General features: G+C 42.3%; 14 protein-coding genes. 11 read left to right on the top strand and 3 right to left on the bottom strand.

All coding sequences use genetic code 11. From position 1 onward, the window contains the following. The first annotated feature begins 193 nt into the window (after positions 1-193). From ABDW32_RS06010 to ABDW32_RS06045, 8 genes are all read left to right on the top strand, one after another. Positions 194-1,507, top strand: a complete 1,314-nt coding sequence (locus ABDW32_RS06010; RefSeq protein WP_343560423.1) for a PDZ domain-containing protein — start codon at positions 194-196, stop codon at positions 1,505-1,507. A 448-nt stretch (positions 1,508-1,955) separates the two neighbouring features. Further along, positions 1,956-3,347 (top strand): RtcB family protein, encoded by a 1,392-nt coding sequence (locus ABDW32_RS06015; protein ID WP_343560425.1) that lies wholly within the window; start codon positions 1,956-1,958, stop codon positions 3,345-3,347. Positions 3,348-3,353: 6 nt separating this feature from the next. After that, positions 3,354-3,974 (top strand): peptide chain release factor H, encoded by a 621-nt coding sequence (gene prfH / locus ABDW32_RS06020; protein ID WP_343560427.1) that lies wholly within the window; start codon positions 3,354-3,356, stop codon positions 3,972-3,974. Positions 3,975-4,279: 305 nt separating this feature from the next. Further along, positions 4,280-7,510 (top strand): SusC/RagA family TonB-linked outer membrane protein, encoded by a 3,231-nt coding sequence (locus ABDW32_RS06025; RefSeq protein WP_343560429.1) that lies wholly within the window; start codon positions 4,280-4,282, stop codon positions 7,508-7,510. A gap of 42 nt (positions 7,511-7,552) precedes the next feature. Then, a complete protein-coding gene (locus tag ABDW32_RS06030) occupies positions 7,553-9,064 on the top strand; it encodes a SusD/RagB family nutrient-binding outer membrane lipoprotein (RefSeq protein WP_343560431.1) in 1,512 nt (503 codons plus the stop codon). Between the two features lie 424 nt (positions 9,065-9,488). After that, on the top strand, positions 9,489-10,370 hold the full coding sequence (gene prpB, locus ABDW32_RS06035) for a methylisocitrate lyase (protein WP_343560433.1): 882 nt from the start codon (positions 9,489-9,491) through the stop codon (positions 10,368-10,370). A 69-nt stretch (positions 10,371-10,439) separates the two neighbouring features. Further along, positions 10,440-11,591 (top strand): 2-methylcitrate synthase, encoded by a 1,152-nt coding sequence (gene prpC / locus ABDW32_RS06040; RefSeq protein ID WP_343560435.1) that lies wholly within the window; start codon positions 10,440-10,442, stop codon positions 11,589-11,591. Positions 11,592-11,741: 150 nt separating this feature from the next. Next, positions 11,742-13,193 carry a bifunctional 2-methylcitrate dehydratase/aconitate hydratase gene (locus ABDW32_RS06045; protein ID WP_343560437.1) on the top strand — a complete coding sequence of 484 codons (1,452 nt, stop codon included), beginning with the start codon at positions 11,742-11,744 and terminating at the stop codon, positions 13,191-13,193. Positions 13,194-13,408: 215 nt separating this feature from the next. Here the strand turns inward: ABDW32_RS06045 and ABDW32_RS06050 are convergent, their stop codons facing one another. Both ABDW32_RS06050 and ABDW32_RS06055 read right to left on the bottom strand, forming a co-directional pair. Continuing rightward, entirely contained in the window at positions 13,409-15,523 is a 2,115-nt protein-coding gene (locus tag ABDW32_RS06050; protein WP_343560439.1) for a 3-hydroxyacyl-CoA dehydrogenase NAD-binding domain-containing protein, read from the bottom strand. A 31-nt stretch (positions 15,524-15,554) separates the two neighbouring features. Beyond that, positions 15,555-16,733: an acyl-CoA dehydrogenase family protein gene (locus ABDW32_RS06055; RefSeq protein ID WP_343560441.1), complete on the bottom strand. Its 1,179-nt coding sequence runs from the start codon at positions 16,731-16,733 to the stop codon at positions 15,555-15,557. Positions 16,734-17,116: 383 nt separating this feature from the next. Here ABDW32_RS06055 and ABDW32_RS06060 point away from each other — a divergent pair, with 383 nt between their 5' ends. After that, positions 17,117-18,295, top strand: a complete 1,179-nt coding sequence (locus ABDW32_RS06060; RefSeq protein ID WP_343560443.1) for a thiolase family protein — start codon at positions 17,117-17,119, stop codon at positions 18,293-18,295. 117 nt (positions 18,296-18,412) lie between these two features. Here ABDW32_RS06060 and ABDW32_RS06065 read toward each other — a convergent pair whose 3' ends face one another. Beyond that, positions 18,413-18,631: a hypothetical protein gene (locus ABDW32_RS06065; protein WP_046672939.1), complete on the bottom strand. Its 219-nt coding sequence runs from the start codon at positions 18,629-18,631 to the stop codon at positions 18,413-18,415. Positions 18,632-18,958: 327 nt separating this feature from the next. Here ABDW32_RS06065 and ABDW32_RS06070 point away from each other — a divergent pair, with 327 nt between their 5' ends. Beyond that, entirely contained in the window at positions 18,959-19,693 is a 735-nt protein-coding gene (locus ABDW32_RS06070; RefSeq protein ID WP_343560445.1) for a histidine kinase, read from the top strand. Continuing rightward, on the top strand, positions 19,683-20,408 hold the full coding sequence (locus ABDW32_RS06075) for a response regulator transcription factor (RefSeq protein ID WP_343560447.1): 726 nt from the start codon (positions 19,683-19,685) through the stop codon (positions 20,406-20,408). Before ABDW32_RS06070 ends, ABDW32_RS06075 begins: the two co-directional genes overlap by 11 nt. Positions 20,409-20,494 lie beyond the last annotated feature (86 nt).

Genomic DNA, 20,494 nt, shown 5'->3' on the forward strand with positions numbered 1-20,494 from the left:
AACACCAATAAGATACCAATAAAAAGGCATAGAAATAGCAAGGCAAGTGGTATGTTGCCTCAAGTAAGGAGGGAAGCAGGTCCGAATAGAGGGGAGTTAAATGGAGAGAAAGATGTATACGGTCTTTTTTTGCATAAACCTTTTTTATTATGAAAATTCTTGTTTAAATTGGAAATACCAAATATAAACTTGGATGAAAGCAGTATTTTTATCTTTCGCTTTATTCTGTTGCTTTTTTGCATGGGGACAAGACCGTTTTGTTCTGAAAGAAAAAAAGAAAGCTAAGTTCCCATTTCTGTTTGTGCATAACTTGGTAATCATCCCCGTAAAGGTCAATGGTTTTGCCATGAATTTCCTGTTGGACACAGGCGTCAAAGAGACCATGATATTTGGAGAGACTCTGAAATCGATTGATAGTGCCGTTTTCGTGAATAAATTTCAAGGCCTGGGTAAGGACGAAGGCTTGGACGGTTATTTGTCCGTGAACAACAGCGTTAGCGTAGCCGATGTTTATGAAGATAATGACCAGCCTATCTATATCCTTAAGAATGCTCATATTGATATTTCTACCCGAATAGGCGTTGAAGTAAACGGCATTATGGGAAGTCGTTTTTTTAGTGATCATGTTGTTGAAATGGATTTTTTGAAACATAGAATCACTGTATATCAGAAGGGCGAGGATCCCAAGGGGCTCGCTAAAATGCATCGTATCCCGCTTGATATTTTGAACAGTAGGCCTTATATTCCTGTTGCTTTTAATCAGGATTCCGCAGACATTGAAGGGCGTGTACTGATCGATATGGGCAATAGTGATGCCTTGATGTTAATCCCTTCCAAATTAAATAATTTTACGATCAAACCACCTTTTATCGATGATTATATTGGACAGGGATTTAATGGCGAGATCTATGGAAAAAGAAACCGCATCAAATCCTTGGAACTGGGGCCATTTAAGATGAATTATCCACTAGTGGCCTATCCGGAATTGAGCTCAACCCAGCATGCAACTTTTGTCAATGAGCGCATCGGTTCTGTTGGAAACGAACTGCTGCGTAGGTTTAAAGTAATTTTCGACTATCCCAACAATGCCGTTTATCTTCTTAAAAACAGAAACTTTGATAAATTTTATTACTTAAACATGAGTGGTCTCGAAATTATACACGATGGTATAAAATATGAGAAAGAGGAGGTCCCTGTTTATTTAAAGAAAGATGGTGGAACTGAGATCCGAATGGATAACAGTGTGCAGTATCGCTTTGTCCTGAAAAACATGTATAAAATCGCAACTGTCCGGGCAGATTCACCTGCCGCAATCGCTGGATTACAACCTGAGGATAAGGTGTTGAAAATCAATGGGCGATCGGCATCATCCTATTCCCTCGAAACGATCCATACCCTTTTCAAATCAGAGGAAGGTAAAGAAATTAAATTTAAGATTGAAAGAGCAGGACAGGTGCTTGAATATACGTTCTTGTTGAAAGATCCATTGCCTTTTAATGCAAAATAAAATTTTGAAAAGTGAGTTGATCTTGCTTATCTTTGCCCTTGATATTAATTTTAAAACAATTTAAAGACGAAGAATTATGTTGGTCTCCAGGATTAAAACAAAAAGCGCTTTTGCAGCAAATGGATTTGCTGAAAGCATTCTTCGTGCTTTTCTTCACCTATAACGTATTCGTTACGAAATGAAAAAAGCCCGAAGATTATTCGGGTTTTTTATTGCCTTTTATTTTCTGTTTTGCCACCTTATGCACGTCATGTTTTTGGTCGGTCCATGATATTGTAACTGCCTTTAGGTAGATCAATTCGGTCGGATTGGAAGTGTTTTGTTCATTTAGCAAAATCGCGAGTCACAAAGCTGGCAAACAGCTATTCTAGAAAAGAGATCCCCGAATATTTTTAGATCGCCTATTCCTTAAACGGGTAAGGCAATATGTTACATTATTTTTAAGAATATGGGAAGTAAATTATCGGGGAAAGACCTTGTTAAAATTGGTTTTCCTCAGCATAATATTATAAATGTAGCCTTAGGGCTAATCACACGTTACCGAAGAGGAGAAAAAAAAGAAAACATTCTTTTGGAAGCGAAAAAGGTACTTGAAGCACCAGAAAAATTCAGAGAAGATGCAGTTTGGGCAAAGCTTGCTGAAGGTTTGATTCAACCCGTTGAAGCGCGCAGGCAACAGCTAAATAAGCAAATGGTGCCTTTTACCATCTTTGGTGAAAATGAAATTGATGAGCTGGCCAAAAGGCAGCTATATGAGGCCTTGAAGCTGCCCATCGCCTACAAGGGGGCATTGATGCCAGACGCACACATGGGCTATGGTTTGCCTATTGGTGGAGTACTGGCAACGGATAATGCCGTGATACCTTATGGGGTAGGTATGGATATAGGCTGTCGGATGAGTTTATCGATCTTCGATCTACCGGCGAGTTATTTCAAAGGACGGGAATTCCAGCTGCGGAATATACTGAAGGAAAATACCAAATTTGGCATGTACGATACACATCGGGAGAAACAGGATCATGCTATTTTTAGCCGTCCAGAGTTTAAAGCTATCCCTTTGTTGAAATCACTGTTAGACAAAGCCTATAAACAATTTGGGACTTCGGGCGGTGGAAATCACTTTGTCGAATTCGGTGTGGTTGAGTTGCATCGCGTTCGCGCGGAGTGGGGCATTAGTCCCGGAGCTTATCTAGCGGTTTTGTCACACAGTGGGTCCCGTGGTTTGGGCGCTAGTATTGCTAAACAGTACACAGCTTTAGCTGCAAAGCAATGTCCTCTGCCACGCCAGGTACAACATTTGGCATGGTTGGATCTAGACACTGAGACAGGACAGGAGTATTGGTTGGCAATGAATCTAGCTGGTGATTATGCGCAGGCTTGCCATGCGGATATCCATAGACGTTTGGCAAAGGCGTTGGGTGAACGTCCTGTGTTGACCATTGAGAACCATCATAATTTTGCCTGGCGGGAAATGGTCGATGGCAAGGAATGTATCGTGCACCGTAAAGGGGCAACACCTGCAGGACAAGGGGTGTTGGGAATTATTCCGGGCTCTATGACGGCACCGGGCTTTATTGTTGAGGGCCGCGGAAATCCATTGAGTGTACAATCGGCTTCGCATGGCGCTGGACGTATAATGTCCCGTGCAGCCTGTAAAAGTAGCCTCACTAAAAGTGCCATGCTCAAGGAACTGGAGCAACATGGCGTGGAGCTAATTGGCGGGGCTCTGGATGAAGCACCACATGCCTACAAAGATATTCACCGCGTAATGGGACTGCAAAATGAGTTGGTTAATGTACTTGGGACATTCAGTCCGAAGATTGTTCGTATGGATAAATAAGTTGAGATGGAAACCTATATTTTAATCACTTCGGGACGGGGTCCTAAGGAATGTAATTTAGCCGTTCAACTGGTTTTCGAAAGGCTGTTGGCAGAGGCGGATCAATATGCGATATCGATCGAGACAATGAGGGAGGAGAAAATAGATGGACTTCCATGCTCATTTGTGTTAAAATTGACCGGTAAAGAAGTCGAGCTATTCAAGAATCGTTGGAGAGGTACAATCTGTTGGATTTGTCAAAGCCCTTTTCGACCAAACCATCGACGTAAAAATTGGTTTGTAGAGGTGAAGGATTGGCATCCGGCAAAAAGCACCGCAAAAATGAGTCTAAAAGATGTGCAATTCAAAGCAATGCGGAGCAGCGGTGCTGGTGGACAGCATGTAAATAAAGTGAGCTCGGCTGTTCGCGCAACCCATCTTCCTACAGGATTGATGGTGCAGGTAATGGATACTCGTTCCCAATTGCAAAATAAAGAAATTGCTGTTTCGCGTTTGGAAGAACAGTTGATAGCGCTCGAACGATTGCAAAAGGCTACAGCGGAAAATCAGCGCTGGAAAGAGCAGATTGCAATTAAGAGAGGTAATTCGAAGCGTATTTTCCTTGGATCCAAATTTAAGGAGCAGTGATCAATTGAGAATAGGCTAGCCATTGTGGCTAGCTGATCTTTTATATCTGGAAACGCTTGTTTAAGCCCTGATCTACAGTGATCAGGGCTTAATTTTTAATGTGAGCTGCTATGCCAAGCTTGTTAAAACGGTAAATAGGACATTATTTGCTGTCTTTCGGAGAACCTAATGTTGTATTTAGCCTAACAGGGATAATTTAACATTTGAGGTTAAGATATGGGCAATATTGGTCAATATATATCTGTATTCTACTTTGATATTTATATAAATTGGTTGCTGTAAAAAAATTAAAACTAACTAAACTTATGAACAAAAGAAGTATTGCGATACTAGCATCCAATATACTAGTATGTTCCGCGCTCTACGCTCAAACAGCACTCAAAGGAAAGGTAGTGGATCAGGATGGGAATGCCATTCCGGGTGTCTCCGTATCTATTAAGGGCGGCCCAGGCACACAGACAGGTGCTGATGGCGGTTTTTCGTTGATCCATACCAATGGAACTATCTTAAATGTCAGTGCGATAGGCTATCAATCAAAGCAGGTACAGATTAATAATCAAACCGTCATCAACGTCACGCTGCAATCTCTTACGGAAAATTTGGATGAGGTCGTGGTAACTGCCCTCGGAATTACACGTGAAAAAAAATCCCTGGGATATGCCACTCAGAACGTAAGCGGAAAGGAATTGACCGACGCCGGACAACATAGTCTTACCGGGGCATTGGCGGGCAAAGTAGCTGGTGTTCAGGTAAATCAATTTGGGGGTGCTATTGGGTCTTCAGCGCGGATTTCTATCCGTGGAAATACCTCATTACAAAAGGATCAACAACCGTTGGTCGTTGTAGATGGTATTCCAATTACAAATGACGCGCAACGCTCGGGTGATAATACATACACCGGTGTGGATTACGGATCTGGATTGAATGATATTAATCCGGATGATATAGAAAGTATCAACGTCTTAAAAGGAGGGGCGGCAGCAATTTATGGTATGCGTGCCGGTGCTGGTGTTATTATGATCACTACAAAATCTGGAAAGCGTGGTGAAAATGGTGTGCAAATTTCCTATGACGGAAATTTTTCTATAGATCGGGCGGCCAATTTACCTAAATACCAAAACCTATACGGTCAAGGATCTCGGGGAGACGAATACAGTTTTAAAACTAACGGCGATGGATTATCGTATCAAGATTATGTTTTGAAAAATTCTTTCAGCTATTTGGACGGAACCGGAAATGACGGAGTTAACGACGGAATTGATGAGTCTTGGGGGCCTCGAATGGATATAGGATTATTAATTCCCCAATTCAATAGTCCTGTTGTGAATGGGGTGCGACAAGCTACGCCTTGGAATTCCCATAAAAATAATGTCAAAGAATTCTTCCAAACGGGTTTTTCTCAAAATCATAATATTTCGTTGCTGTCGAAAACAGATCGTTCTTCGACTCGTGCTTCCATTTCTTTTAGAGATCAGCGAGGAACAGTTCCCAATACAGACCAGAAAAAATATACTGCACAATTAAATAACGATTACAAAATCAGCGATAAAGTTTCATACGACATCATGACTAACTTTACACGTACTGAAAGTAATAATTTGGTAATGCAGGGCTATGACAGTGCAAACCCAATGAATGGCTTGATCTGGTTTGGTCGACAGGTCGATATGCAGGATCTAAAAAAGAATTGGGATCAGCGCGATGCACAGGGAAATTATACTTATTACAACTGGAATTCAGCTTATCATATGAATCCGTTTTATACAATGCACGAATCCCGGAATGCGCTTAAAATGAACCGTATTTTTGGAAAGACATCTTTATTTTATCAGCCCTTTGATTTCCTGAAATTTGAAGGTAGGGTTGGACTGGATTATTACAATACACATATTTTTGAATCGACATACTTCAATTTTGATAATAGAGATGGTAAGTTTAATGAAACAAAAAATAGTAATTCGGATTTCAATGCAGATTTTATCGCAAACTTCAACAAACAATTTGGAGATCTTAGTTTAACGGGAATTTTAGGTGCAAATTATCGGGATTATCAGTTTGAAACAAATACCCTCGGAGCAAAAGCACTCAATGTATTGGGGGTTTATACAATCACCAACAAAATTGGTGATGCTTATACCTTTATGGATCATGCCAAAGGCCGGTCAAATTCCTTGTACGGGCAAGCCAATCTAGGTTGGAAAGATCAATTGTACTTAGATTTGACCGCACGTAACGATTGGTCCTCAACCTTAAAAAAATCATTTTTTTATCCTGCAGCAAGTTTGAGCTGGATACCAACGTCTAGTTTTGAAGGGTTAAAAAGCGATTACCTCAATTTTTGGAAGTTACGATTTAACTTGGTGAAAGTGGGGAATGCGACCCGTCCGTATCAAAATGGGAATTACTACTATGCACAGACAGATGCTTTTAATAACCTGGCTCAGATGTACAAAAGTATGACCTATGCTATTGAAGGCTTGGAGCCCGAGGCGATTACCTCATATGAAATCGGAACTGAGCTTGGTATGTTTAAGGACCGATTGCACCTCGATCTTACTTACTATCAAAAAATCAATAAAAAACAATTACTTTCTGTCCCCACATCAAATGTTGTTGGCTTTAGTAACATCTTCTTAAATGCTGGAGAAATCAGAAGCAAGGGTATTGAAATTCAGTTAAGAGGTGATATCCTCAAACGGGAAGAGGGATTAAATTGGACCACAACCGTCAATTTCTCCAAGGATAAAAATAAAGTCGTCGAACTGTATCCTGAATTGGGTTTGAACGATCTTAGATTAGGCTGGACATGGGGTATATCCAATATGGCATCGGTTGGGCGACCATGGGGCACATTGGTCGGACCGGGTTATGATCGTGTGGAAGATGGTCCAATGAAAGGAGCTATAAAAGTAGGGTCTAATGGATTGGTATCAAAGCCGCTGGACGCTCAGGCTATTGGTAATGTAGTGCCTGATTTCCTAGCATCGATGCGCAATGATTTTACCATTAAGGATTTTAGATTTGGATTTATGCTTGATTTCAGAAAAGGTGGGGATATCTGGTCGCAAACGATGTCTCATGGTTATACAACCGGTATTGCTGAAATCACAGCTAAAGATGGTATACGCGAGCGGGCGATCATTGCGGGTAAAGACGTAATGAAAAATGAACGGTTCGCCATGAAGGTTGGAGATAATTGGGTTGAAAATACCATCGAGACAAGCGCGCAGGATTGGTATGAAAATGGTGGTATTGCAGAAATGTATGTTTTTGATGGTTCGTTTCTGAAATTGAGAGAGGCCTATATTACTTATAATTTGCCAAAACATCTTTACAGCAGAATCAAAGGAATTAAACGTGCACATGTTTCTCTTACTGGAACCAATTTGGCGCTGCTTTGGGTACATAAAACCAATACCATGCGTTTGGACCCAGAAGGTGGCGGGGTCTCAAGTGATTCACGTGGTGTAGGTTTTGAACAAGCCTCTGTCCCGAATTCAAGAAGTATAGGTCTTAAGCTTGGTTTTACATTTTAATCCTTTTAGAGAATTTAAAACGTACTAAAACAATTTATGGTTATGAACACTTTTATAAAAAAACTAAAATATACGCCCCTTTTAGCAATGCTTTTGGTCTCAGGATGTACCAAAAATTTTGAAAAAATTAATACCGATCCAGATGCTTTGACAGATGTTCCTCCTCCGAATATGTTGGTAAATGTGCTGCGAAATGCTGCCGATCAATTTGGGGGTGATATAGACGGTTATGGCACCTTCGCAGGATATATTGTCAAAATTCAATACCCGGATAATCTATCAGGATTGATACCAACCAATAACACCTATGGCAATCGTTGGGCAGCATGTTATTATAATATCACACAGATGAATGATTTGCTGAAGAAAACGGATGATAAAGCCGCTGGTTTTAAAAATATTCGAATTGTAGCCCGTATATGGAATAATTATATGTGGTCCTACCTTTTAGATGGCTGGGGTGATATCCCATATTCAGAGGCTTTTAAGGGGCGTCCTGAGGACGGCTCTGTTTTGAAAGCAAAATATGATAAACAGGAGGATATTTTTCCGGCGGTATTGGCAGATCTTAAAACATTGGCAGATGAACTTGCTGCTGGTATTGGTACCGATGAAATTGGAGAGTATGATATTATATACGGATCAAAAGAAACAGGACCTGATGCTTTAAAGGCTCAGATGTTGAAATGGCAAAAGTTTTGTAATTCACTTCGTTTGCGGATGGCGACGCGTATCTCTTCCGTAGCCCCCGCTTTAGCGAAATCTACTATTGAGGAAATTGCTGGAAATAGCGCTAAATATCCATTAATTGAAACAAATGCGGAAAATTGTGAAGTAGCTTTCCCTGGAACCTTACCTTATATGGAACCTTGGTACGAATCCGGTATCAATGGCAATCGTCTCAATAACTGGGGGATGTTTGATATTTTTATTGATCATTTAAATAACACAAAAGATCCAAGAATTGCATCGGTTGCACGGAAAAATAATGAAGGTAAGTATGTGGGTTTTGTAAATGGTTCTTTGACGAATCCGTCACCACTGAGTTCGATTTCTTGGATTGGTGAACACTATATTAACGATCCTGCTGGAGCAGTTCCTTTTTATAGGGCCTGTGAAACCTATTATATGCTGGCAGAAGCTGCTTTATCGGGGTATAATGTTGGAATATCGGCGAAAGAGGCCTATGAAAAAGCAGTTACCCTATCGATGGAAGATAATAATATAGCTGGGGCGGCTATTGCCACATACCTCGCAGGATCAGGTAAATTTGATGGAACCAAAAATCGCATTTATTGGGATATGTGGGTAGCCTTATTTAAAGAAAATTACGAAGCTTGGAGTTTGTATAGAAGAACGGGTATTCCTAGCACAAATTATCCTTCGAAAATTCAGAATTTTGAAACCCCTCATACTGACCAACCGTGGCGATTACCGTATCCAAATAATGAGTACTTATATAATACTGAAAATGTTAAAGCCGCTGAAGCAGGGACTGTCGATTACAATTGGGGTAAAAGACTGTGGTGGGCAAAAAATAATGGAAAAAATTAATAGGCCTATAGTTAATATAAAAATCAACCTAATTTAAATTTCAATAGAACAGCAAAGCTCTGATCATTCCTGATTAGGGCTTTGCTCGTTTTTACAATTAAACATATAAAGCCATCCGGCGAAAAGAATTTTTGGACGATCAACCTATAGGTGAATAGGCATCAGTCAGTTTGGCGTATTAAGATAACGTCTAAAAGACTTTATTCAATATCGAGCGGAAATTTCTATTTCCATATATTCTTCTGTTAAATGGTTGAAATGTAGAAAATAATTTGTTGAAATACCATGATAATTAGTATCTTTAGGATGAACGATCCAATACGCAATTGTTCAAACTAAAATAAACTTAAATACTGTTCATACTATCTAAAGCGGGTTTTTGCCCAACGGATTTATGGACGGTGGAATTTCAAATTTCGATGATATGATAGATTCTCCAGGCTTCCTTTTTCGGGAGGCAATCAAGCATGAAAAACCCTTACAGGTAGTCGGAACCATCAATGCAAATCACGCACTTTTGGCTGAACAAGCTGGTTTTAAAGCCATATATCTCTCTGGAGGCGGTGTTGCAGCGGGGTCACTCGGAATACCTGATTTGGGTATCACAACGCTTCAGGATGTATTAATTGATGTAGACCGCATTACAAATGTCTGCAAGTTACCTTTGATGGTTGATATTGATACAGGATTTGGACCTTCGGCCTTTAATGTTGCGCGTACGATCAAGAGCCTGATCAAAGCGGGAGCTGCGGCAGTACATATGGAAGATCAGATTGGAGCCAAACGCTGTGGTCATCGCCCAGGGAAAGAGCTGGTTTCAAAAGATGAAATGGTCGATCGCCTGAAAGCGGCGGTGGATGCCCGGACAGATCCGCATTTCGTTATTGGCGCGCGCACGGATGCTTTGGCTTCAGAAGGACTGGAACGTGCTTTGGAACGCGCTCTTGCCTATAAAGAAGCTGGAGCTGACTTTATTTTTGCAGAAGCTGTACACAATCTTGATCAATATATGCAATTCAGTAGAGCTACCGGACTACCGATACTTGCTAATATTACGGAGTTTGGGCAAACCCCCTTGTTTAATCTTGATGAACTTCGCCACGCAGATGTTTCCATCGTACTTTACCCTTTATCTGCATTCCGTGCAGCCAATAAGGCCGCAACCGACGTGTACCAGCATATCCGGAAAGACGGCGGTCAGGCTGCGGTAATCGACCGCATGCAGACACGTGATGAGCTATATCGGAGTATAGATTATTATGCGTACGAAGATCGCCTGGATCAATTGTTCAATACTAAATCATAAGAATTTCAAACCAAGTGAACGAGCGTATTTTACTGTTGAATATACGCTCTTCATCCATAATATATTCCGATGAAAGAGACAAATGACACTGGTTTTAAACCCAAAAAAAGCGTAGCACTTTCTGGTGTTCCTGCCGGAAATACAGCCTTGAGTACTGTTGGAAAAAGTGGTAATGATCTCCATTATAGAGGCTATGATATTTTAGATCTGGCGCATCAGGCCTCTTTTGAGGAAGTGGCCTATTTACTGATCTACGGAAGCCTGCCAACTCAGGCGCAACTCAGCACTTATCAAAGCCAGTTGCTCAGCCAGCGCGGCTTGCCCATCACGGTGCAACAAGTATTGAAACAGCTTCCTTCTACGGCCCATGCAATGGATGTCTTACGTACTTATGTCTCCTTTTTTGGAAGTGTGAATCCGGAAAAGGAAAATCATGGACTGGCAGGAGCCAGGGACATCGCCAATCGCCTGATGGCTTCCATGGCCTCAGCCTTACTCTATTGGTATCATTTTAGTCAAAACGGGCGCGAAATTCAGGTTGAAACCGACGATCCCACACTGGGCGGGCATTTTTTGCACCTGTTACATGGCAAGGCGCCATCTGACTCCTGGGTGCGGGCGATGCAGATCTCACTTAACTTATATGCTGAGCACGAGTTTAATGCTTCTACTTTTACGGCCCGGGTGATTGCGGGAACGGGATCTGACATGTATTCTTGTATTGCCGGTGCAATCGGGGCCCTACGTGGTCCCAAACATGGTGGTGCTAATGAGGTTGCTTTTGAAATCCAGAGCCGCTACGCCAATGCCGATGAAGCCGAAGCCGATATTCGCAAAAGGCTGGAGAATAAAGAAGTCATCATAGGCTTCGGACACCCTGTCTACACCATCTCGGATCCTAGGAATCAGGTCATCAAACAGGTCGCTAAAGAGCTATCCGAAGAAGCGGGGGATATGACACTTTACCTAATTGCCGAGCGCTTGGAAAAGGTGATGTGGGAAGAGAAACGGATGTTTCCCAATTTAGATTGGTACTCCGCGGTTTCTTATCATCTGATGGGAATTCCAACTGAAATGTTTACGCCATTGTTTGTGCTTTCACGTATCACGGGCTGGTCTGCTCATGTATTCGAACAGCGCCAGGATGGAAAGATCATTCGGCCGAGTGCAAACTATATCGGTCCCGACGACAGGCCTTTTGTACCCATCTCGGCGAGGTAATGCAGTAAGATGAACGCGTAAATAAATAATAAACACTGAAGCAACCTCGTGTATCGCTGGGCGCATATAGCTTTGTCCTTTCAGATAAACGGTGCTGACGCTTTCAGGAAAAATAAATGAAGACACAACAGCCTTATAAGAAATAAAATAATGAGTTCAACGATATCAAATGAGCGACCACAGCCCGATCAGGTGCTCGTGGCAATTGTAGATTATGTGTTAAATTACAAGATCGAAAATAAAGTTGCGTGGAATACTGCTTTCTACTGTTTTTTGGATACCATAGGCTGTGGGTTAGAAGCCTTGACCTATCCGGCCTGTACCAAATTATTGGGGCCTGTTGTGCCGGGTACCATCGTTCCTAATGGCGCAAAAGTACCCGGTACAAATTATCAGCTTGATCCCATACAGGCTGCTTTCAATATAGGTACCATCGTCCGTTGGTTGGATTTTAATGATACTTGGTTGGCTGCGGAATGGGGGCACCCATCGGATAATCTCGGTGGTATTTTGGCTACGGCAGACTGGTTGAGCAGAACACAGCTTGCCAAGGGGGAGAAATCGTTAAAGGCAAAACAGGTGCTTGAAGCGATGATTATGGCGCATGAGATCCAAGGTGTATTAGCCCTTGAAAATTCCTTCAATAAAGTCGGGTTGGATCACGTAATTTTAGTAAAAGTTGCTTCGACAGCTGTCGTTGGGAAACTTTTGGGACTCAATAAGGAGGAGCTGCTTAATGCTGTTTCATTGGCCTTTGTCGATGGGCAGGCTTTGCGTACCTATCGCCATGCGCCCAACACCGGAAGTCGTAAATCTTGGGCTGCCGGAGACGCAACTTCGCGTGCGGTACGACTTGCTTTAATTGCAAAAACGGGTGAAATGGGCTACCCATCGGTATTGACGGCGCCAGTATGGGGTTTCTATGACGTGTCATTTAAAGGCAAGCCATTTAAATTTCAACGTGATTACGGATCTTATGTGATGGAGAATATCCTATTTAAGATTTCGTTCCCTGCGGAATTTCATGCACAGACCGCTGCCGAAGCGGCAATGCAATTGCACCAGCAGTTAAAGGAATTTGGTAAAAGCAGTGATGATATTGAGCGTGTTACCATTCGTACACATGAGGCCGCAATCCGAATCATAGACAAGAAGGGACCCCTACATAATCCGGCCGACCGCGACCACTGTATTCAATATATGGTTGCCGTACCTTTAATCTTTGGGCGTTTGACAGCAGAGGATTATGAAGACCATGTGGCGATGGACCCTCGTATTGATACACTGCGGGATAAAATTTTCTGCGTTGAAGATCCCCAATTTACCCTGGATTATCATGACCCGCAAAAACGGGCAATCTCAAATGCCTTGACAGTGGTACTGAAGGATGGGACTGCGTTGCCGGAACTGGTGGTGGAATATCCAATTGGGCACCCGAGACGTCGGCAAGAGGGTATCCCCAAATTAATCGAAAAGTATAAAACGAATCTCGCCCGCGTATTTTCCGAAAAACAGCAGAAACAATTGCTTGAGAAGACCCTGGATTACGATACCTTCATTAATCTGGATGTATCCGAACTAATGGATCTCCTTGCCCGTTAAATGTAAATGTCATTGATCGATAGTAGTGAAGCTATCGATCAATGACTTTCCCAGATCTTATTTGATTGATGGATTTTTAGCTTAATACAAAGTACTGTTTGACCGCCGAGATTCGTGCTAAAATGCTTCCCCTCAATTTAAGGATTGTTTTTTGGTAATTCGAAAACCCTGTCGGATACACACTTGTTTCCTGGCAAACATACAATTGCTTCAATTTAGGATTCCTTTTTTGGCCAATTCGAACGAAAGCCTGTATAAAATTTAAAATTCTCCTGAGCACGCGCTATTAAAGAAGGGGGAATTTCCCATTGCTCACCCAGCTTTAGAAAAGACTGGCATTCCTGTACAAAGACAGGAAGTGTCGTCAGGTCGATATGTCCGAATACACCACCGGTATGTGCTGCGTAGCCAACGCCAAGGATGGAGCCGATATCGCCATCAATAGGTTGTTCTAATATACCTTCTTCAAGGCAACGGTAGCTATCGAGGGCCATGACATGAAGCAGTCTCTTTTGTATGGTTTCGGAAGAAGGAGATTCGCCCGACAAAGGTAATGCAGGGTTCTGCCAGATTGTTTTTGTTCGGCTTGCCGGATCATAATCATAAAATCCGTACCCAGATTTTCTGCCTTTTCTGCCGTTTTTGACCATTTTGCTTAAATGCGCATAGGCACGGCGCTGACTATGATGTAATGTCGGAAACTGATCATAGACATGCAGCATTAATTCCAATGAAATTTCATCTAGCACCGCTAAGGGGCCAGCCGCAAATCCAGCCTGTACCGCTTCTTCTTCAATCCGATTCGCCGGAATACCTTCCAGCAACATAGTGAGCGCTTCAAGCAGGTAATTGAAGAAAATACGTGAAGTAAAGAATCCCGGGCCATCATGTACAACTATAGGAATCTTGCCGAGGCGTAGGGCTGTAGTCAGGGCTTTTTGCAATGTTACCTGGTCGGTTTGTCTACCGCAGATAATTTCGACCAGGGGCATACGATCTACTGGGGAGAAAAAATGCATGCCGATAAAACGTTCGGGCCGATGTGTTGCTGCAGCTAGCGCGCTGATGGGCAATGATGTTGTATTGGAAGCAAAAAAACCATTTTCAGCGAGGTAGGGTAGGCTCTGTCGGGTCACTTCGGCTTTTAACTCCTGATCCTCAAACACAGCTTCGATAATCAGATCAGCATCCACAAGATCCGCAACCTGGTCAGTGGGCTGAATGTGGCCTAGAAGCGTTTGTTGTTGCGAGTCGGTGATTTGTCCCTGGGCGAGTAATTTAGCACAGAGTTTAGCCGAATAAGTTTTTCCCTGTTCTGCCTGCGCCCTGTTTATATCTTTTAAAACAACGGCAATGCCTGCTCGGGCAGCTTCATAGGCGATGCCTGATCCCATCATACCTGCACCTAAGATTCCTATTTTTTTAATCGTATAGTTGCCAAGGGATTTGATGCGGTCAGACTGCTGTGCCTGTAAAATTCCTTCATATAGGGTCCTGACCATATGGAGCGGTTCAGGGGAATTCAATACCTTGTGATACTGTTTTGACTCAGCTGCCACAGCTTCTGTCGAAGACAACAGCGGGTTGGTCTTCAATAAATGAATAACCGCATTTGTACCCGGTAATAATCCTCTTGTTTTCTTTAAAATAGCCGTACAGGCTTCTTCAAATCCAGCTGCCATTGCTGTAGGTGTAGAATTTAAAATGTTGGCTTTTGAATTTTCAAGGATCCAGCTTTTTGCCTGTACTAAACTTTGCTCAGTATCTGTGCTTATCTCATTGATTATACCAAGTTCCAGCGCTTCCTGATTTGAGATCAGTTTTGCTTGGGTCAAAAGGTTCAACGCCACAGTGGAGCCTACAAGTTGAGTTAAGGTAATGGTCGTTGCAAAACCGGTAAATAGACCGAATTTACTCTCTGGAAAGCCTAGTTTTACCTGTGGACTTGCAATACGGTAGTCTGACCATAGCATTGTTGCTAAACCGATACCCGTACAGTTGCGATCCAGGACTGACACAATGGGTTTTCCAAAGTTTTTCCATTGCAGTGCCTGCCAGGTGATTTTCTGGATGATCTCAGGATGGAATTGATCTTTGGAAACCTGATCAAATAATGCCGCATAATCGGTTTGTTTGTTATTCAGTGGACAGGTATATAGCAATCCGCGGACCTCTTTTTCATTTAGTACACGAGTCACTAGGCCGACAAACTCCTGTATATAATCAAGAATTGTTGATCCCTCGGTTGCTGCATCTGCCAATGGTTTTATGGTGACAATATGTTGGTTGTCCTGTTCGATATGAAAAAATGGGTGCACTTGGTAATTCATTATGCTGAACTGCTTTTAGTGTTGAAAATGTTTATGTTAGACTGGGTTTGTTAGATTGATAGTTAACTTTGTCAATCGTCATCTTGGCGATGATTTCCAGCATAATCTCAGATGTTCCGCCAATGATTGTCCCCACCCGTACGTCCCGATAGAGACGGGCGATTTTGTAATCTTCAGTAAATCCGTAACCGCCAAAGAGCTGAAGACATTGGTTTACGACCTGTACAGCAAGCTCGCTGGCTTGCAATTTGGCGATGGAACAATCCTGCACTGCATATTCACCTTGATATTGAAGATCACAGCATTGATGGACAAAAGCCCTGGTGGTTGCGATATCAGCGGCCATCTGGGCGATGCGGTGGCGGATCGTCTGAAACTCCTGGATCTTTTTACCGAATGCCTCCCGTTGGCTAATATAATCCAGGCTGTATTGTAAGGCGGAGTCTGCGGTCGCAAGACTATGTATGGCGGCGGTCAGCCGTTCCAATTGCAGGCCAGCCATCAAGTAAAGAAAGCCGTCACCTTCCTTTCCAATGAGATTGGAAACTGGGACTTTGACCTGATCGAAGCCTAGTTCAGCTGTATCCGAGGCGTGCCAGCCTAATTTATTGATCTTATTTGCCGAAACTCCTTCAGCATTTCTTTCTATCAGTAAGAGACTGATCCCTTTTGTTCCTTTTGCCGGATCGGTTTTAACCGCGGTGATAAAAAAGTCGCCGTAGTAACCATTCGTAATAAATGTTTTTGAACCATTGACAATATAGTGGTCGCCCGATCGGATAGCCGTTGTTTTGATCTGTTTGACATCGGAGCCTGCGCCGGGTTCAGTGATTGCGACAGCACTGACCATATCACCGGCGATTACGGGTCTGAGGTAGCGGTCCTTCAATTCCTTAGAGGCATATTTTAATAAATAGGGCGCTGACATATATTGGATGACCAAGGCAGATATCGTGAATCCTCCCGAAAAACAATAGGAGAGTTCTTCACATAAAATCATCGAATAATAGAAATCCAGGTTCAGGCCACCATACTCTTCCGGGTAGTTGAGTCCCATAAAACCCATATCTCCCATTTTCTTCCAAATGCTGCGGTCAATTTCACCTTGTTGTTCCCATTGATCGACATGGGGGATGATTTCTTTATGAATAAATGCCCGAATGGTTTCGCGAAAAATCTGATGTTCAGCTGTGAGTCTGCTTGCCTGCATAATAGTTTATTTTACTTTTGGTTATTGGTTTCAGTAGCCTTATAGCAAACTGAAAACGATTTTGTATGCTGCTTTACGTTGGCATAACATCGCCCTGCCTACACAGCGCGGAATGTCTTATCGAATTTAACGAAAAGCCTTGGCTTTTCTGCAAATATTTATTGTTTATTTTTTGTAAAATAGATTATGTAGGGAACTTTTTGGTCGATTTTTTTTCTATTTATTTTGTTTTAGCCGAAAAAATAAAATTAGGCTGTTCGCTAGTTTGTGTTATATTTTTTATCTTTAGGATAGGAACGACGCCGGTTGTGGCTGATGAATCTTCCAGCGAGTCGGCTAGGAATTCTATTAATACAAGGAAAAACAATTATAAACAGAATATCATGTCAAAAAGTGTATTTATTGTTGCTGCTAAGCGTACGCCAATAGGAAGTTTTGGTGGTGGCTTGTCATCGGTCGCGGCGACAGCGCTGGGAGCCCACGCTGTCCGTGCGGTATTGGATGAGAGCGGAATTGCTTTGGATCAGGTAGATGAAATCCTGATCGGCAATGTGTTACAGGCAGACTTGGGACAAGCTCCTGCGCGTCAGGTCGCAAAGCTCGCCGGTTTACCTGATCAGGTAACTGCAACGACGGTAAATAAAGTCTGTGCAAGCGGGATGAAAGCGATCGCTTTTGCTGCACAGTCTATTTTATTGGGGGATGCCGACATAGTGATTGCCGGCGGTATGGAAAACATGAGCAGTGTTCCATATTATGCGAATAGCGTACGTTGGGGAGCCAAGTTTGGTGCCCAGAGTCTTATTGATGGCCTGCAACGCGATGGTTTAAGTGATGCCTATTCAAATGAACCTATGGGCAATTTCGCAGAGTTATGTGCCGAAAAATATGGTATTGGTCGAATTCAACAGGATGAGTATGCTATTAATTCCTACAAGCGGAGCCTGGAAGCTTGGCAGAAGAATAAATTCATTAACGAGGTCAGTCCGGTCACCATCCAGGGAAGAAAAGGCGAGCAGGTCATTTCCAGGGACGAGGAATTTTCGCAGGTGAATTTTGATAAAATACCCGAATTAAGACCTGCATTTAAAAAAGATGGAACAGTAACGGCCGCAAACGCATCTACCCTGAGCGATGGGGCTGCTGCGGTATTATTAATGAGCGGAGAAAAGGTAGCGGAGCTGGGATTAAAACCCCTGGCGGAGATCGTTGCCTATGCTGATGCGGAACAGGCTCCGGAATGGTTTACAACAAGCCCTTCCATTGTAACGGATAAGGTGCTGAAAAAAGCCGGGTTGACAAAGGATGATATCGATTACTTTGAATTTAATGAAGCATTCTCCGTTGTCGCCTTGGCAAATGCAAACATACTGGATATTCCGATGAGTAAAGTAAATGTGTATGGCGGGGCAGTATCGCTCGGTCATCCATTGGGTTGCTCCGGAGCGCGGATAATCGTCACTTTGGCCAATATTTTACAACAAGAAGGAGGAACTTTCGGCCTTGCGGCTATTTGCAATGGTGGGGGGGGAGCTTCCGGAATGATTATAAAAAAATTATAATGCTTTATCCAGCGAAGTATTGCTATATAGAAGTATTACGCTATCTAAATGCAAACTCTTCGCTGGATGCTGTATATTGGTTGATGGATTGGCAATATGCCGGAATATCGATTGAGCTTATTCCTCATAAAGGCGGCTTGCCTCAACACCATGAAGTGCAAGTTCGGACTCGATCTCTGTCGGATTGAGCCGGATGCCTTCAATGGTTAACAGATTATAAATAGAATCCAGATCTATTTTCCATTCATGGATACCATTTAATTTTTCAACAGCTTGTTTGATCTTGTCCACAAGACTGGGATGTTGTGCATTAGTTTCGAAAATGAGCTTTTCCATCGTGTTTCATATTAGGCCCGATGAGAACAAATCGGACAGGTTTAACCAAAATAGCTTAGACAATCATTTGATCGGCTAATTACAATACTCTCAATATAAGAAGAATAATCTGAAATTAATAGTTTAAAGTGACTAAATTGTAATGAAACTGTTAATTTTTGTAATCAATATCTGCAAATTTTATAGTTGATGAATTTCATTGTAACCAAGGATTTGTGTAGTCGGCATTGTGAATGGATAGGAGTCAACGACCCGTTGACCGGAAACAGGTGGATCCCGTTTCATTTTTCGTTGCTAATAAAATTTTAGTTAAGTTTGGGTGAAATCATGACTACAGAATTGTCCAATATCATTATCGTATTGCTTCTTGTAGCAGTCGTTATCCTGTTGATTTTGTATATGCTGTTAGTGCGTAAATACAAAAAGCTTCAGGTGGAAGAGCGGCGGCATCAGGAGCTTTTTAAACGGATGGATAACGAGCAGATGGACCAAGTTCATCGCAATCGGCTGAATCCACATTTGCTGAAAAATTCACTTAATGGTATTCTTTCCCACGCTTATCAGACCTACTATACCATGGATAAGCTGGCTATGGTATTGGATTATGTGTTGTATGAAAGCGAGGAGGAGCTGGTATCCCCAAAAGCGGAGATCGAATTTGCACGTAATTTAATTGAAGTCAATAAGGTTAAGTTGAGTCCCTTGTTTGATATGCGTGTTAAATTTGATATTGACGAATTGAACGAATCGGTATTGGAACGCCCCTCACTGGTGCCATTGATGACCGTAGATCTCATTGAAAATGCATTTAAGCATGCGGATTTTCATCATCCCGACGCCTTTATTTCAATTGTACTTACATTTCGTGGTGGCCTGCTGGAATTGACTGTCAGTAATAAAATTTCGAAACGCTCACCGCTGTATAAAACAAAGGGTGGGATAGGTAGTAAAACGTTGGAGGAACGCCTGATGCTGTATTATCCAGATCGGCATGAATTAAAACGTTTTGTAGAAAATGATGTGTATAACGCTTACCTTCAGATCCGATTGTATGAAAATTGAGAAAACGCTGCGATGCATTTTATTGGATGATGAACTGCCGGGTTTACGGTTTTTAAAGATGCTCTGTGAACAGATTCCGGGTCTGGAGGTGGTCAAAGCATTTAATGATCCGGCGGTGTTACTCGAGGAATACAAAAGTTTAGATTTTGACTTTTGTATATTGGATATTGAAATGCCACAGTTTAATGGTTTTGATATAGCAGCGGTGCTAAAAAATTACCCCATCGTTTTCTCTACCGCCTACAAACAATATGCCAGCGACGCTTTTGATATCAATGCCGTAGATTATATGCGGAAGCCAATATCGCTGTCGCGTCTACAGCAAGCCGTTCTGAAAGTAGAGCAGGTAATCAATAGCCGGCCGGCAGAACCTTCCCCTTTCGCACAATTCAATACCAATAAAGGGAAAGCAATACTTTACTTCAATCAGATTGACTATGTGCAGATCGCGGAAGTAGATAGTCGCGATAAGATGGTGTTCCTCAGTGATGGATCCACCATTTTATTAAAAAATATCAGTTTTGACAAGCTCCTCGCTCTACTGCCGCAACCAAACTTCATCCGTAGCAATAAAAAGGAAATCATCGCGCAGAGAATTGTGAAATTTTTTTCGGCCGATGTGATTACCAGCAATTTGGCCGATGGACAGGATATGCCTATTCTTTTTAGCTTGGGAGAATCCTACAAAAAATCATTCCTCGAAAGATTCAATTGATTACAAAATTCAAGCAGTTCATTACATATTTTCCTGTTCTTGTTGTCTTACAAAGCTTAAAACTGACCCAGAATTCTATTTTTGTG

It is taken from the genome of Sphingobacterium sp. (assembly GCF_039596235.1).
Classification (GTDB): Bacteria; Bacteroidota; Bacteroidia; order Sphingobacteriales; family Sphingobacteriaceae; genus Sphingobacterium.

What these genes read in the sequence shown, in the direction of transcription:
- ABDW32_RS06010 (WP_343560423.1), top strand. Translation starts at nt 194, where the DNA reads ATGAAAGCAGTATTTTTATCTTTCGCTTTATTCTGTTGCTTTTTTGCA.
- ABDW32_RS06015 (WP_343560425.1), top strand. Translation starts at nt 1,956, where the DNA reads ATGGGAAGTAAATTATCGGGGAAAGACCTTGTTAAAATTGGTTTTCCT.
- prfH (WP_343560427.1), top strand. Translation starts at nt 3,354, where the DNA reads ATGGAAACCTATATTTTAATCACTTCGGGACGGGGTCCTAAGGAATGT.
- ABDW32_RS06025 (WP_343560429.1), top strand. Translation starts at nt 4,280, where the DNA reads ATGAACAAAAGAAGTATTGCGATACTAGCATCCAATATACTAGTATGT.
- ABDW32_RS06030 (WP_343560431.1), top strand. Translation starts at nt 7,553, where the DNA reads ATGAACACTTTTATAAAAAAACTAAAATATACGCCCCTTTTAGCAATG.
- prpB (WP_343560433.1), top strand. Translation starts at nt 9,489, where the DNA reads ATGATAGATTCTCCAGGCTTCCTTTTTCGGGAGGCAATCAAGCATGAA.
- prpC (WP_343560435.1), top strand. Translation starts at nt 10,440, where the DNA reads ATGAAAGAGACAAATGACACTGGTTTTAAACCCAAAAAAAGCGTAGCA.
- ABDW32_RS06045 (WP_343560437.1), top strand. Translation starts at nt 11,742, where the DNA reads ATGAGTTCAACGATATCAAATGAGCGACCACAGCCCGATCAGGTGCTC.
- ABDW32_RS06050 (WP_343560439.1), bottom strand. Translation starts at nt 15,523, where the DNA reads ATGAATTACCAAGTGCACCCATTTTTTCATATCGAACAGGACAACCAA.
- ABDW32_RS06055 (WP_343560441.1), bottom strand. Translation starts at nt 16,733, where the DNA reads ATGCAGGCAAGCAGACTCACAGCTGAACATCAGATTTTTCGCGAAACC.
- ABDW32_RS06060 (WP_343560443.1), top strand. Translation starts at nt 17,117, where the DNA reads ATGTCAAAAAGTGTATTTATTGTTGCTGCTAAGCGTACGCCAATAGGA.
- ABDW32_RS06065 (WP_046672939.1), bottom strand. Translation starts at nt 18,631, where the DNA reads ATGGAAAAGCTCATTTTCGAAACTAATGCACAACATCCCAGTCTTGTG.
- ABDW32_RS06070 (WP_343560445.1), top strand. Translation starts at nt 18,959, where the DNA reads ATGACTACAGAATTGTCCAATATCATTATCGTATTGCTTCTTGTAGCA.
- ABDW32_RS06075 (WP_343560447.1), top strand. Translation starts at nt 19,683, where the DNA reads ATGAAAATTGAGAAAACGCTGCGATGCATTTTATTGGATGATGAACTG.